Source organism: Clostridium chauvoei, assembly GCF_002327185.1.
Lineage (GTDB): Bacteria > Bacillota > Clostridia > Clostridiales > Clostridiaceae > Clostridium > Clostridium chauvoei.
Map to the genome: position 1 here is coordinate 1,793,881 of NZ_CP018624.1, position 13,303 is coordinate 1,807,183.

A 13,303-nucleotide genomic window follows, 5' to 3' on the forward strand; every position below is an offset into this window, starting at 1 on the left:
AAGATTTTTTATTTTAATTTATTCAATACCACTATATTGTTTATATAATTTCCAATCTCCACTATTAACTAATATAGCTTCTTTATCGAAATTTATATCTTTTTCTTTGTTATATATATAAGAATAACATAATTCCTTAGTTCCATCTTCATATAATACTTCTACTAAATCCTTATTATATTCATTACTTGGATTTCCTTTAGAAATAAAACCTTCCATTTCATCTACTGCACTCATGACTTCATTATAATCTGATAATGTCATAACTTCTCCATAAACTTCACCATGACCTTTTAGTACTGCTGGATATCCTTTATATGGCATATGATATAGAATAAAATCCTTTACTTTAGCTGGTCTATTTTTAATTACTTTACCCTTTAAATACTTATTATAATTAAAGAAGCCTTCTCTTAAACTACCATATGTAAATACTTTAATTTGGTCTTTTTCTAGCAAATAGTTCCACCTACAGCCTTTACATCTTTATCATTTTCAACGGCTGCTTTAATACATAATTCTAAACCTTTAGTTATATCCTCTAATGACATATATGGAGTATTAGCTTTTGAAAGTACTTGTGATGAAATATAAGGTACATGGATAAAGCCACCTTTTTTATTTGGATATTTTTTATTTATCAAATATAATATTCCATACATAACATGATTACAGACAAAAGTTCCTGCTGTATTAGATAAACTAGCTGGTAAACCACCTTCTATAACTTCTTTAACCATAGCTTTAACTGGCAAATTAGAAAAATATGCATTTTCCCCATCTTCAAATATATTTATATCTAAAGGTTGATTTCCTTCATTATCTTTTATTCTTGCATCATCTATATTAATAGCAACTCTTTCTGGTGTTATTCCAAATCTTCCTCCTGCTTGACCAACAGAAATTATAATATCAGGATTTTCTTTTATTATTGTTTCTTCAATCTTTTCAAGAGATTTTTTAAAGACTGTTGGAATTTCTAATTTTATTATTTCTGCTCCTGCTATTATCTCTGGAAGCTTCTTAACAGCTTCTAAAGCTGGATTTATTGCTTCTCCTCCAAAAGGATCAAACCCTGTTATTAATACTTTCATTCTCTCATCTCTCCTATTCATATATTAATTTTTAAAAAGCTAAAAAATACATTAATGGTATATGTATTAGTAATAAAACTATTGCATAAACAGCTTGTGCCTTTATTACTCCATTATTATCTTCAATATCTAATAAAACTACAGGAAGTATATTGAAATTAGCCGCCATAGGTGTTAATAATGTTCCACAGAATCCTGCTGTCATAGCTATAGCTGATGCTACTATAGGATCTCCTCCTTGTGCAAAAACAAACGGTACTCCTATACCAGCTGTAATAACAGTAAAAGCTGCAAAGGCATTTCCCATTATTGCCGTAAATAAAGCCATTCCTATACAATAAGCAGTTATTCCAATCCATACATTTCCTTCTGGTATTACACCTGAAATCATATTTGAAATAACATCGCCAACTCCTGCTGCTGTAAATAAAGCTCCTAAAGATGCTAACAATTGTGGTAATATTGCTGTTGATCCTATTGCTTGTAACATTCTATCACTGTCTACTATAGCTTCCTGTGGCTTTGCTCCTGTAATAATAAACGTTATAACTATAGCTACTATTGCTGATATTCCTATAGCTGTAACACCTGATAATTGAGTAAATTGTGCTATTGCAAGTGCTACAAAAGCTATTATTAAAGAAGGAAAAAATATCTTAATTCCAATTTTTTCGGCTTTTATTCTCGCAAAAGATTCATCTAATTGCTTTATTGTTCCTACATTTATTTGATTAAATGCGCCTAAAATTCCGATAACTACTATTAATCCTCCAACAATAACTGAAGGAATAAATTCTCCAAATATAAATATTGCTGCTAATATACCCCAAAATGAAGCTGTACCTAATCTTGTTTTATGATTTTTATCTTTCAATGTATATATCATTGTGATAAGCATCATAATTCCAACCATAATATAAAATGTATTTAACAAAATGTTTGAAAGTTGCTCTATATTCATTTATTTATCTCCCTCTTTATTATTTTTAATTCCATATTTTTTAGATAATTTTACATCTAAATAAATATTTTGAATTACACCTAATAAAAATGCGATTATAGCTACTGGTATAGAAGCCTTTGCTACTGCTAAAGTATCAACATTTTGTCCTATTCCTGGTAAGTTTAAAGTTGCAAGAGTACTTGCGATTAAAAGAACTCCTGAATTAGCCATAAAAACATTTTGTCCAAAGAAATTACCATAATTATCTGTTGCTGCTGCATAAGCTTTTATCATATCTTCATCTTTTTTATCGATTTCACCATACTTTGCAATAGCTGCTCCTTGAGCCATAGGATTAATTAATGGTCGAACAAATTGAGGATGTCCTCCAAGTTTTACTGATAAAGTACTTGCTAATTCTCTAATAAATAAATAACCTGAAAGTAATTTTCCTGTAGAAAGACCCTTTACTTTTTCTATAAGTATAATGGCCATTTGCTTTAATCCATACCTCTCACATAAACCTATAACAGGTAAAGTTAATAAAAATAAACACATTTCTCTTTTTGCAACAAAAGTTTCTCCTAAAGTACTTAGAATTTCTACAAAACTCATATCTGCAATAAGCCCAGTTACAATTCCTGCTGATATAATAACTGCAATGGTATTTAACTTTAATGCAAATCCAATTATTATAATCAAAATCCCTATTAATGCCATACTCATTTCCCTTTCCTTTTATATATTTTATTTTTTGTATATTTATAAATTATATAGGTTTATTCTGAAAATTTCTACAGAAAAATTTACCATTATACATTTTTCTTCCGTATTTACAGTTAAATTATTAAAAATCTAATTTTATTTTTAATAATTATGTATTTTTTAAAAACAATATGTTCTTACTATCATAATCAAATATCTTAGTTTTAAGCTTTAATAATACTATTTAGAACCATTCCAATTACCACCAAAGTTATTCCAACTATCCCAATAGTTGTTGGAATTTTATCATTTAATATAAAAATCCCTCCTAAAAGTGTAAATATTACTTCACCAGCTTGAGTTGATTCTATTATTGCTAGTTTATGTACATTATTACTTACCATTTCCGTAGCTTTGAAAAATAATATAGTTGCAATAACCCCAGAAAATATAGCAACTATAAAAGATTGAACTACTTGTCCCTTGCTTGGAAGCCCTACAGTTATTGTGCCCCAAATTGATATAAATAACCAAAAAGGTATACTACATAAAGTCATTCCAAATACTCTTTGAAATGTAGTAAATTCATTTTTACAAATTTCCATCATCTTACGATTACCAAGTGGATAAGCAAATGCCGCTATAATTACAGGTATAATTACTAAAAATGTTTTGCTTCCTGAAATATCTTTTGCTTCTTCAAACATCATAAGAAATATTCCTAATAATATTATTGATGACATCATTAAGGATTTTTTAGGAATACTATTTCTTACATATACTGTACTTTCTCCAACTTTTACTTTTTCCATAAACAATGGTGACATAAGAGCTCCTGCTACTATAGTTATTTGCCAAGTTCCTGCAACTAACCATGAAGCACCATATTCTGATGCAAAACTAAGTGGTGCATAAAATAATCCAAATCCTACTGTACTCCAGATAATCCATTGAATAGGTCTTTTTAAAATATCCCTTATCACTACTTTTAATTGATTGTTTAAAATCATAATAATAAATAAAATTGGTAACATGAAAATATATCTAAGAGATGAACTCCATAGCCAACTTCCTCCATCAATATTCATTTGCCTATTTAATATAAATGTTAATGAAAAAAATAAAGATGACCCAATTCCAAATATAACTGCTTTCTTCAAATTTATTCCCCCCTTGTTTTATATACAATATTCCGTATGTCATATTATATTATATATGTTATATTGTACAACCTATGTTTTACAATATCAATCTAATATTATAAAATAATATATGTTAAAACATACAAATTCTAATAGGAGATTAAAATGAAAAATTTAAATTTAATTATAGGCAATAAACTTAAAAATATAAGAAACAATCGTAATTTAAGCTTAGATGAGTTATCCAAAATAACAGGCGTAAGTAAGGCTATGCTTGGTCAAATAGAGCGTGGTCAATCAAATCCTACAGTTTCTACTCTATGGAAGATTGCAAATGGTTTAAAAGTATCTTTTTCTTTGTTTATTGAAGAGAGTCAAAATGACCTTCAAATTATACATCAAAATGAAATAACTCCAATAATCGAAGATAATGAAAAAATGAGTTTATACCCAATATTTCCTTTTGATGTTAATAAAGGCTTTGAAATTTTTACAATAGAACTAAACCCTGGCTGTAATCATATATCTCCACCTCACAATGATGGTGTAGAAGAATATATAATAGTTACTGAAGGTGAAGTTATTATTGATATAGATTCAGAATCCTTTGAACTTAAAAAAGGATCTTCAATTAGATTTAAAGCTAATAAAACTCATACATATAAAAATATAAAAGAAAATAAAGCAGTATTTCAAAATATAATAAACTATTCTAAAATATAACTTTTTATTTTAGGGTTACTTAAAATAAATAGCACCTAGTAAAATTAAAATTTCTTACTAAGTGCTATTGCTATATCCTCTTTGTAAAGTAATATATTATTCCTTAAATACCTTTTCATAAAATTTATTTAATAATTCATCTTCACTTAAAATTTCATTCCAATCATTAATCTCAATAATTTTATTATCTGAAATCATTAAATAAGTATTTCTATTTTCTTGTTTATAAACTTGTATTTCTGATGGAAGATTTGTTTCCTTTTTTATATATTTTATATTAATTTCTTTTAACCACTTCATTTTCTTATTAATAGCGTATTCTACAGTCCATTTATAATTACTTTCAAATAAATCATAACTTAAATCAATCTTTTCTCCTTTAACACTATAATATAATCTAGATGCTAAAACCCCATTTTTTTCATCAATATATTTACCCTCATCATTTATACTCTTATCATTAAAATCATTTAAAACTATTGGATAATTTTCTTCTTCAATTTTACTATCCCTTGAATTAATTTTTGAAAAAACTTCACTAAAAATTAATGTGTTAAGCCCAATAAAAATAACTACTGTAAAAATAACATAAACTAATATGTTTAAAGTTTTTTTATCTTTACAATTGCTTCTACTTATAAAATTCATTATTATAGATAATAAACCTGTTGCTAATAAAGTTACTACTAACACTTTTAACATATACGCTTCTCCAATTATACCCATGTATATAATTAACGATAGCATTAATAGTATACTTATATTATTAAGAACTAATCTAATCTTCATTGCTTTAAAGCAGTTATAAGACACAACTTCTCCTTTTTTTAAAGCACTTTTCCCCTTAACACCCCAAATAACAAAGTTAACTACTCCTATTATTCCATGTATTATAAATATAGATAAAATAAATAATAAAAATATTTGCATATCATTTGCTAAGAAGTTTGCTTCATAACTTCCAAATGTGCTTATATATTGAGTAAATCCAACTGATAATATAATAATTAAACTTGATAAAACATACTTTAAAGATGCTTTAAAAATACAATTAAACTTTTCCTCTTCATCAGTATGTATGGGATTATTGCTTAAGTCACTTTCACTACAATAAATTTGTATTTTTTCTCTTTCGCAAACAAATTCCCATCCTGCTGCTTTACAATATTCTCTGTATTCTAATGCACTCTCACTATTTTTCCCATCAAAAAATGATATCTTATCCATTATATCTACTGAATATTTTATTTTCTTAGGCTCTATCCTCTTAAATTTCAATAGATATCCTCTCATATTTTTTAACTTCCATCCCTTTAAAGCCATTTCTTCTAAATAATTTTCTAAAGCTTTATATTCATAAGGTAATAGATTAAATAAAACCCATTTAGTATTTCCTATCGTCATAAACATCTCCCCCTAAAAGCATTTTTCCGTCATCAACTAAAATTAGTAATCTTTTATACTCTTCCCGTAATATCTCTAATCCCTTTTCCGTAATAATATAACTTCTCTTTCTTCCTATCACCTCTGTTTCTCTTATCATATTTTCTTTTTCAAATTTCCCCAACAATGCGTATAAAGTCCCTGGTCCAACCTTCACACGTCCCTTAGATATACTATCTACATCAGCCATAATATCTACGCCACATCTTTCGTTAATCAATGACATTAATATATAATACATAGGCTCTGTTAAATTCTGAAATTGCTCTCTTGCCATTTCTATTGATTCACCTCCAATATCGACCATCGATATTCTTGTTTTTATTCTAATATTGAGTATCGATATTGTCAATATAATTTTATAAATAATATCTATACATTGAAAAATAAAGAAAAAAGAACTTCTTTGCTTTTAATCACTATTACATCTACTTTGTCATAATATACATTATATAAATAAACCTTTTAAAAATAGATTACTACTCACTTTTAAATATAATTTAGGGAGAGTGCATTAAATGACTATAGATAAAAATACAAACTCTGATGTTTGTATAGATTTGATAAAAACTGAAATTAAAGAATCAAATATTACTTTCAATTCAATATCTGTATCAGTCATACCTAGAAATGCAGAATGGTATGATATGGAAGGATTCGTTATGCGAAAGTATGGTCCTTTTTCTTTTAACTTTAAAGATAAATTCTTAATAGTTGCTATTCGTGGTGATTGTCAAGCTTCTATAATTGCTGCTGATGGGTATTAGATTAAAATATAAACACCTAGTAAAAATTATTTAATTTTATTAGGTGTTGTTTATTTATATACTATTTCAAATTCCTCACAAACAACTAACATATCCTCTGAAAAATGCATATCTAATTCTTTTAATAACCTATTGAAAAAGTTAATATGACCTTCTCTCCAATATTCTAGTGACTTATCCCCTTCCCCTTCTTTATATGCAAATTCTGCATTTACTTCTAAGAAAGGTAACACACTTACTTTATTAGTTTTTATTACACATTTTGCATTTCCATCAAAATCTGTTACTATTCCTAAGTCATTCGCCTTCGGTAAATTTTCATTTTCAATTTCATATAAACAATAAAGTGATGTAGTAGCAGTTTTTTCACCCCTTAAAACAATATCAACCAATTCATCTGCTAATTCTTTATTGTCACCAAAACTCCATGAATTATATTTTAACTTAGTAGTACTTTCATTTTCTCCAATTAAATTTAAATAGTTACTCCATACTATTTCTATACTATTTCTCCTACTATTCATAAATTTCCCTCCAACGAATCTATTCTAGAAACATAATCATAATTACATATGTTGCATTCAGGGCTATTAAAATAGCTCCTATAATATTTTTTACTTTATTCATCCCCTATATATATTTAAACTCTCTCATATTCTACCTTAAACCCCAAAATATTACTATATTTTAAAATATTATTTACTTATAACTCTGGTATTAACCTATCAAATCTTATCATTTTCAAATATTTTTGAACCAATCTTCATTAATTATTACTTTTTCAACAACCTTCACTTCTACACCTAATCCTAATTCCTTCAAGTGTTTAGCTAAATCATTTCCATCTATCAGATCAATCGGTGTAGCTCCATCTCTAGTAGCTTCTTTTACTGCTTCTCTTGAGAATACACCTGTTGTAATTATAAGTCCTTTATCAGCTCTCCCCATCATCGCTCCCCTAAAATCTCTTACAACTGATGAGCTTACTGTTCCTTCATATCTTTTGGCTTGAAATGCAACATGGAATGATAATACTCCACCTAACTTTAATATTCCTTTACCATCAATTCCTCCATCATGACTTTTTCCTGTTACTTCTACATTACTAAAACCTAGCTCTCTTAATAATCTTTGACATAAATTTTCAAACTTATCTGGAGAAATTTTTTTTACAACTTCAATAATTCTATTATGCCAGTTATAGTCATCAATACTATGTTCTTCATCATCATAAAACTCATTTATCTCACATTCATTCACCTTGTTTTCTTCAACTATACTATCATCTTGAATTTTTTCTTTAGCTTTAAATTTAACTTCATCTTTATCTACATTATTAACTTTATTACCTTCATCTGTTAATGACCATACTGACCTTGCACTATTAATAATATAACCTGCATTCTTTAAGTAATTTTTAGCCCATCCAGTCCTATAATCTAACTTTGTTGTACTATTTCTATGTATATCATCAATTTCTTCTTCACTTAAATTTAATATTTCAATTAATTTTTCCCTAATCTCTACATTAGTAGCTGAGCCTCCTAATTGCTTAATTACTTTAAAACAAGGCTCTATTAATTCATCATACTTGTACTTAAACATTTATTTATCCTCTTGTATTAATTATTTCTCTACTACCATTTTAACATCTAAATAAAATAAAGGAATAGATTTTCTCTACTCCTTTATTTTCAGATTCATCATTATATTTTATTTATATACAATAAAATCTTTTATACTTCTTAGTTGTCCATTCGTACAATGGATATTTTGAAGTACCATCCTTATTAATTTTTGAACAATGTACTTTTTTCTTTATCTATTAAAACTTCAATTAAGTCTTTTATAGTATTCTTCTTCAGTTAAACCTTGTTCATAGGTAAATTTATTACTGTAATCTTTTCCGTTTATAGTTAAGATAATTTCATAATTAATTGTACTAGCTTCAAATTTAGGAACTTTAGCTATATAGTGAATTATTCTTTTTTCTTGTGGGTTTACTGAAGTAGCTTCATCAAAATTAGAGCCATCGATATTCTCTATAAGAGAAAAACAAGAATATTCTTTATCTTTAATTTTTATTTTTGCGGTTATTGTATCCTTTGACATTTTAGCTTCATTACTCGTATTAAATATATTGAGAACTACATCAATATAATTAATATCATTATTTGCTGAATCATTAAATAATGGGTTTTGAGTAATAATTGAAGGATTTATTTCTGGGGATACAACATATTCACAAAGTCCAGGGACTTTATTAGCTCCTCCCGCCATAATAAACTGCTCAGGAACGTCAGTGGCTTTATTTGTGTTACTATTATTTTTTACATCTGATGAAGTATCCTTATCAGTGTTATTAATTTCTTGTTCTATAGAGTTTTGACCTTGATTATCAGACTTAGATACAGTATCTTTTTGTCCACATGAGACAAGGGACAAAGATAATAATATTAATAATAAAGTTATTTTTTTATTCATTCTATATACTACATCTCCTTTTTAAATATATAAGTGTAGGTAAAAAGGTCCTTATATATGATCATGTATAATTTTAACATATTTTTGTATCTATTCCAAAACTCCCAATGAGATTTATAAAAAATAACCTAAATAATCATGTTTAAGATATTTCTATTAACTGTCAAATTAGGTTGTCTTTAAGTTATCTTTAATGTCCAATACTAATATCTTTAGGAAGTAAAAGGCTAAGTAAAATTAAAACTAAGAGATAATATTTTAAAAGCTTTCAACTATGAGTGGTATAGAACAATAAAAATGACTTTAGAGAGAAGTGATTAGTAAATATATTAATCATCGTTATCAATAAAATTTAAAAAACTGACTCCTGTTGAATACAGAAATCAGCTTATTTATACATAACTATTTTTTAGTGTCCTTGAGATAATTGCTACTTTAAAAGGTTAGTACTCTTTTAAATTATGACCCTACCTTCTCAGTAAAACCTAATAAATCCATCTGTAGCATAAAAATATCATTTGCAGTAAGATTGTTTAGACTGCCTGACATAAACTGAGATTCACCAGCAGAATTAACACTATCTTTTCTAACATCTCCACCAGCAATAATTGTTGGAACTCCATCACCAGTATGGTCTCTTACCTCACAAGGGGTAGAGTGATCAGCTGTAACTGCTATATAACATTTATTAAGGTCAATTTTCTTTAGAATATATCCAATTATGCTGTCCACTTTTTCAATCATATCTTTCTTTGCAATTGGAAGATTATCATGCCCTGCTAAATCTGTAGCTTTAATATGCATTACAACCCAATTGTAGCTCTTCTCATTGATAAGATTAATGGCCATATCAGCTTTACCTATTAGATTGGTGTCAAAACTTCCAGTAAAACTTTCATTAGAGAAATAGTCAATACCTACAAGTTGAGCTATCCCCCCAACAGTTATATCACCTGCTACACATGCAGCTTTTATATTATAAAGCTCCTTTATAGATGGCATATATTTCTTTTGACCTGCACCTCTAGTTATTACAGCGTTAGCTACATATAATTCTTTTGAAAGACGTTGCTTATTTATAGGATGTTCCTTCAAAATTTCATAAGAACGCATTGTGAATTCCCATAAGTTTTTTGCTGTTTTAGCAGCACTGCTTGTATCATCTAACGGACTTGGAATAACAAGCTTCTCCCCTTCTACTGCTGTACCTGGATCAGTACAGGATATTTTATCACTTAAATTATTCCCCCTTAATACAATTGCAACTCTATGTTCCGTAAGCTCTTTAACAATTACTTGTGTACCATCAGATAATATTAAACCATTAATGGCAGCTGCTAATTCTTTTGTGCCTTCACGAATTCTACCAGCACGTCTATCAATAACGGTATAATTCTCATCAATAGTTCCAAAATTACCTCTGAAGGCAACATCTCCTGGCATCAATTCTATTCCCGCACTATAAGCTTCAATAGGTCCTCTTCCAGAGTATACTTTATTGCTGTCGCACCCAAATATATGAAGATGACCAACATCAGTACCTACTCTTAACCCTGGGGCTATTGGATAAACATTCCCACACATTCCCTGTGAAGCAAGAAAATCTAGGTTTGGAGTTTTGGCTATCTCAAGTGGCGTCATTCCATTTAACTCCAGATTAGGACGGTCTCCTAATCCATCTAATATCATAAGTAATCCTTGTTTCTTTCTCAACTGATTCATCTCCTATTTTACAGTATTAGCCTTGTTTTCTTTAGTTAATTCTTTAGCTTGTTTTAGCATTTCTTTATTTTTATACATGAAGAATGCAGAAATTAAAACAACGGCCCCCCAAAGTATGAAAGTAAAAGACTTTCCTGTCTTATATATATTAATTGAAAACTTACTCTCTTTTCCCGCAGATAATTTTCCAAATTCGAAGGCTCCGTACTTACTACCATCTTTTGAAAACATACTATATGGTTTCTCTGGATTGTAGCCTACTATATTATAAAGTTCATAATCTTCAGGAATAGCCATTTCTAAAGCATATTTTTTTATTTCAATAGGTGCATTATTTGTCATCTTATAAGTAACCATTTTAACATTGCCTGGAAATGTATCTTTTTGCTTTGATGCATTAATTTCAAAAGTATTCTTTTGAATTTGAGAAATAACTAGCTCAACTTTATCTTCCTTTTCTTCAAATTTTGCAATATAGTATTCAAGACTTCCGGTTTTTTCTTTTTTCAATGCTTCTATTAATTTACCAGTTTTTACATCAATCTTTTTAATATCAGCATTTTTATAACAAGGCATTCTTAAAACACCTTCACTATCTGTAGTACCCTGGATAGTTGTAGTAATAATACCATTCTGTCCATTAGGTACAACAACATCCTTCACATACTCTAATTCTGCTACACTGCTTGCAAAAGCTACAGTTGAAAATGAAAAACACATCATAAAAATAGATAATATCGTTAATAATTTTTTCATACAATTTGCCTCCTTACACTAATCCGATTACTTTGAACCATGTAAATGATGCAACTAACATGATTCCCCATTTTGCAAGAAGAACCGCTACTCCATAAACAAACTGCTCAAGAACTGTGAAGTTACCTGTACCGTAATATATAAGGTTAACTTTACTATGAGGTGGTAATGTAATGCAATCTGCAATCATAATTGAAGCTGGAAGTGCAAGCGCTACTGGATTAACCCCTGCAGTCTTTGCAATTGCTATAATCGCAGGAATAAGTATTATAGTTCTAACAGTTTTACTCGTAAATACTATATGTGAAAAACTAGCTATAAATATAACTATTGCATACAGAGTGAAAAAGCTCAGCTTTTCAACTCCTAGACTTGAAAACATTTTGTTCAATGCCCAAGATGCAACTCCTGAAGAATCAAGTGCTAAACCACCTGCATAAGCACCACAGCTAAATACCAAAAGGTTCCAAGATATTTTAGCTTCCTTCCATTCCAATATACCTATATGAGGTAAAAAGAACATAATAGCCGAAAGTATAGAAACCATAACAAGACTAAGTTGGAATCCAAATACTTTAAGCTGTGCACTATCCATACACCAAAGTAATATTGTAATACCAAACATAATAAGAGCCTTAATTTCGATAGCATTCATTTTACCTAAATCTTTATATTGTTTTTCAAGAGCAGCTATCTTTTCTTTAGATGCTGATTTATTGTCAGTCTTAAACATTACTTTACCAATTAAAAATGAGGCAATCAGTGTAATTATAGTAATTGGTGCAGCAGCGATAAACCAGTCCATCCATGAAACATTCTTTCCTGTAAGATGTTTAATAAAACTCACGGCAAGTATCTGTGATGAAGTTGCTGTTACAATGGCAGCAGTAGAAAGATTATTAGCTTGAATTCCTTGAAGCGCCAATAATTTTGCAAAGTTTCTATCACTTTTATTCCCATGGTTAATCTCAAATACTTCAGCAATCATCATAACAATTGGTAATAACATAGCTGCCCTTGCAGTGGTAGAAGGAACAACAAAAGAAATTAAAAAGTTAGTAATCATTAATACAATAAGTACTGAGTTAGTACTTTTTCCTAGCTTTGTAATAAGAAATAGTGAAAGTCTTCTAGCAAGTCCACTTTTTTCCATACCGGAAGCGATTACAAAAGCTGCAATCATTAACCATATAACATCATAGCCAAATACCCCCAGCACCTCTCGTTCTGTCCAAGCTCCTGTAACTGGCAAAAGAACTAATACTAAAAGTGATGTTACATAGTTTGGAATTCCATTAGTAACCCAAAGAATTAGTGCGAATGCAAATATCCCCATAGACATTTTTGCATTATACGCTAATCCTTGTGGTGTTTCCATGGTCCAGATAAGAGCCAAAACAATTAATGCAATTGGTAATCCAAAGTAAGCCATCCTTATCTCAAATGGACTTTTCACTTTTTTAACCTTAACACTTTCGGTCATAATTTAAATCTCTCCTTTACTAAATAAAAACTCTATCAAAA

General features: G+C 28.7%; 15 protein-coding genes. 2 read left to right on the forward strand and 13 right to left on the reverse strand.

Annotated elements, in window-relative coordinates; genetic code table 11:
- Window positions 1-18: 18 nt before the first annotated feature.
- The 5 genes from BTM21_RS08455 to BTM21_RS08475 form a co-directional block, all read right to left on the reverse strand.
- Window positions 19-459 carry a gamma-glutamylcyclotransferase family protein gene (locus BTM21_RS08455; RefSeq protein ID WP_079481203.1) on the reverse strand — a complete coding sequence of 147 codons (441 nt, stop codon included), beginning with the start codon at window positions 457-459 and terminating at the stop codon, window positions 19-21.
- Window positions 453-1,094: a pyroglutamyl-peptidase I gene (gene pcp / locus BTM21_RS08460; RefSeq protein WP_079481202.1), complete on the reverse strand. Its 642-nt coding sequence runs from the start codon at window positions 1,092-1,094 to the stop codon at window positions 453-455. The genes BTM21_RS08455 and pcp overlap by 7 nt, the downstream gene beginning before the upstream one ends.
- Before the next feature lie 31 nt (window positions 1,095-1,125).
- Window positions 1,126-2,055: a DUF979 domain-containing protein gene (locus BTM21_RS08465; RefSeq protein ID WP_079481201.1), complete on the reverse strand. Its 930-nt coding sequence runs from the start codon at window positions 2,053-2,055 to the stop codon at window positions 1,126-1,128.
- Window positions 2,056-2,757, reverse strand: coding sequence for a DUF969 domain-containing protein (locus BTM21_RS08470; RefSeq protein WP_079481200.1), 702 nt, complete (start codon window positions 2,755-2,757; stop codon window positions 2,056-2,058).
- A 209-nt stretch (window positions 2,758-2,966) separates the two neighbouring features.
- Complete coding sequence (locus tag BTM21_RS08475; protein ID WP_079481199.1) at window positions 2,967-3,902, reverse strand: DMT family transporter; 936 nt, start codon at window positions 3,900-3,902, stop codon at window positions 2,967-2,969.
- Window positions 3,903-4,049: 147 nt separating this feature from the next.
- Between BTM21_RS08475 and BTM21_RS08480 the strand changes: the two genes are divergently transcribed.
- Window positions 4,050-4,607, forward strand: a complete 558-nt coding sequence (locus tag BTM21_RS08480; protein WP_021875127.1) for a helix-turn-helix domain-containing protein — start codon at window positions 4,050-4,052, stop codon at window positions 4,605-4,607.
- Between the two features lie 96 nt (window positions 4,608-4,703).
- On the opposite strand, the gene BTM21_RS08485 is transcribed toward BTM21_RS08480, so the two are convergent.
- Window positions 4,704-6,011 carry a DUF2812 domain-containing protein gene (locus BTM21_RS08485; protein WP_161493085.1) on the reverse strand — a complete coding sequence of 436 codons (1,308 nt, stop codon included), beginning with the start codon at window positions 6,009-6,011 and terminating at the stop codon, window positions 4,704-4,706.
- Entirely contained in the window at window positions 5,992-6,327 is a 336-nt protein-coding gene (locus BTM21_RS08490; protein ID WP_079481197.1) for a PadR family transcriptional regulator, read from the reverse strand. The genes BTM21_RS08485 and BTM21_RS08490 overlap by 20 nt, the downstream gene beginning before the upstream one ends.
- A gap of 241 nt (window positions 6,328-6,568) precedes the next feature.
- Here BTM21_RS08490 and BTM21_RS08495 point away from each other — a divergent pair, with 241 nt between their 5' ends.
- Window positions 6,569-6,817 (forward strand): hypothetical protein, encoded by a 249-nt coding sequence (locus BTM21_RS08495; RefSeq protein WP_021875124.1) that lies wholly within the window; start codon window positions 6,569-6,571, stop codon window positions 6,815-6,817.
- Window positions 6,818-6,867: 50 nt separating this feature from the next.
- On the opposite strand, the gene BTM21_RS08500 is transcribed toward BTM21_RS08495, so the two are convergent.
- From BTM21_RS08500 to BTM21_RS08525, 6 genes are all read right to left on the reverse strand, one after another.
- Complete coding sequence (locus tag BTM21_RS08500) at window positions 6,868-7,341, reverse strand: ASCH domain-containing protein (protein WP_021875123.1); 474 nt, start codon at window positions 7,339-7,341, stop codon at window positions 6,868-6,870.
- A 217-nt stretch (window positions 7,342-7,558) separates the two neighbouring features.
- Window positions 7,559-8,422, reverse strand: a complete 864-nt coding sequence (locus tag BTM21_RS08505) for a restriction endonuclease (protein ID WP_021875122.1) — start codon at window positions 8,420-8,422, stop codon at window positions 7,559-7,561.
- Window positions 8,423-8,650: 228 nt separating this feature from the next.
- Window positions 8,651-9,301 (reverse strand): hypothetical protein, encoded by a 651-nt coding sequence (locus tag BTM21_RS08510; protein ID WP_021875121.1) that lies wholly within the window; start codon window positions 9,299-9,301, stop codon window positions 8,651-8,653.
- Window positions 9,302-9,760: 459 nt separating this feature from the next.
- Window positions 9,761-11,014 (reverse strand): 2,3-bisphosphoglycerate-independent phosphoglycerate mutase, encoded by a 1,254-nt coding sequence (gene apgM, locus BTM21_RS08515; protein WP_021875120.1) that lies wholly within the window; start codon window positions 11,012-11,014, stop codon window positions 9,761-9,763.
- Window positions 11,015-11,026: 12 nt separating this feature from the next.
- A complete protein-coding gene (locus BTM21_RS08520) occupies window positions 11,027-11,779 on the reverse strand; it encodes a hypothetical protein (protein ID WP_079481196.1) in 753 nt (250 codons plus the stop codon).
- 13 nt (window positions 11,780-11,792) lie between these two features.
- The gene (locus BTM21_RS08525) at window positions 11,793-13,262 is read right to left on the reverse strand and encodes an SLC13 family permease (RefSeq protein ID WP_021875118.1); all 1,470 of its coding nucleotides are present in this window, start codon (window positions 13,260-13,262) and stop codon (window positions 11,793-11,795) included.
- Window positions 13,263-13,303: the final 41 nt, after the last annotated feature.

Excerpts from the sequence above, each read along its gene's own strand:
- BTM21_RS08505 (WP_021875122.1), bottom strand. The coding sequence starts at position 8,422 with ATGTTTAAGTACAAGTATGATGAATTAATAGAGCCTTGTTTTAAAGTA.
- BTM21_RS08490 (WP_079481197.1), bottom strand. The coding sequence starts at position 6,327 with ATGGCAAGAGAGCAATTTCAGAATTTAACAGAGCCTATGTATTATATA.
- BTM21_RS08485 (WP_161493085.1), bottom strand. The coding sequence starts at position 6,011 with ATGACGATAGGAAATACTAAATGGGTTTTATTTAATCTATTACCTTAT.
- BTM21_RS08465 (WP_079481201.1), bottom strand. The coding sequence starts at position 2,055 with ATGAATATAGAGCAACTTTCAAACATTTTGTTAAATACATTTTATATT.
- BTM21_RS08510 (WP_021875121.1), bottom strand. The coding sequence starts at position 9,301 with ATGAATAAAAAAATAACTTTATTATTAATATTATTATCTTTGTCCCTT.
- BTM21_RS08500 (WP_021875123.1), bottom strand. The coding sequence starts at position 7,341 with ATGAATAGTAGGAGAAATAGTATAGAAATAGTATGGAGTAACTATTTA.
- BTM21_RS08520 (WP_079481196.1), bottom strand. The coding sequence starts at position 11,779 with ATGAAAAAATTATTAACGATATTATCTATTTTTATGATGTGTTTTTCA.
- BTM21_RS08480 (WP_021875127.1), top strand. The coding sequence starts at position 4,050 with ATGAAAAATTTAAATTTAATTATAGGCAATAAACTTAAAAATATAAGA.
- BTM21_RS08470 (WP_079481200.1), bottom strand. The coding sequence starts at position 2,757 with ATGGCATTAATAGGGATTTTGATTATAATAATTGGATTTGCATTAAAG.
- BTM21_RS08525 (WP_021875118.1), bottom strand. The coding sequence starts at position 13,262 with ATGACCGAAAGTGTTAAGGTTAAAAAAGTGAAAAGTCCATTTGAGATA.
- BTM21_RS08495 (WP_021875124.1), top strand. The coding sequence starts at position 6,569 with ATGACTATAGATAAAAATACAAACTCTGATGTTTGTATAGATTTGATA.
- pcp (WP_079481202.1), bottom strand. The coding sequence starts at position 1,094 with ATGAAAGTATTAATAACAGGGTTTGATCCTTTTGGAGGAGAAGCAATA.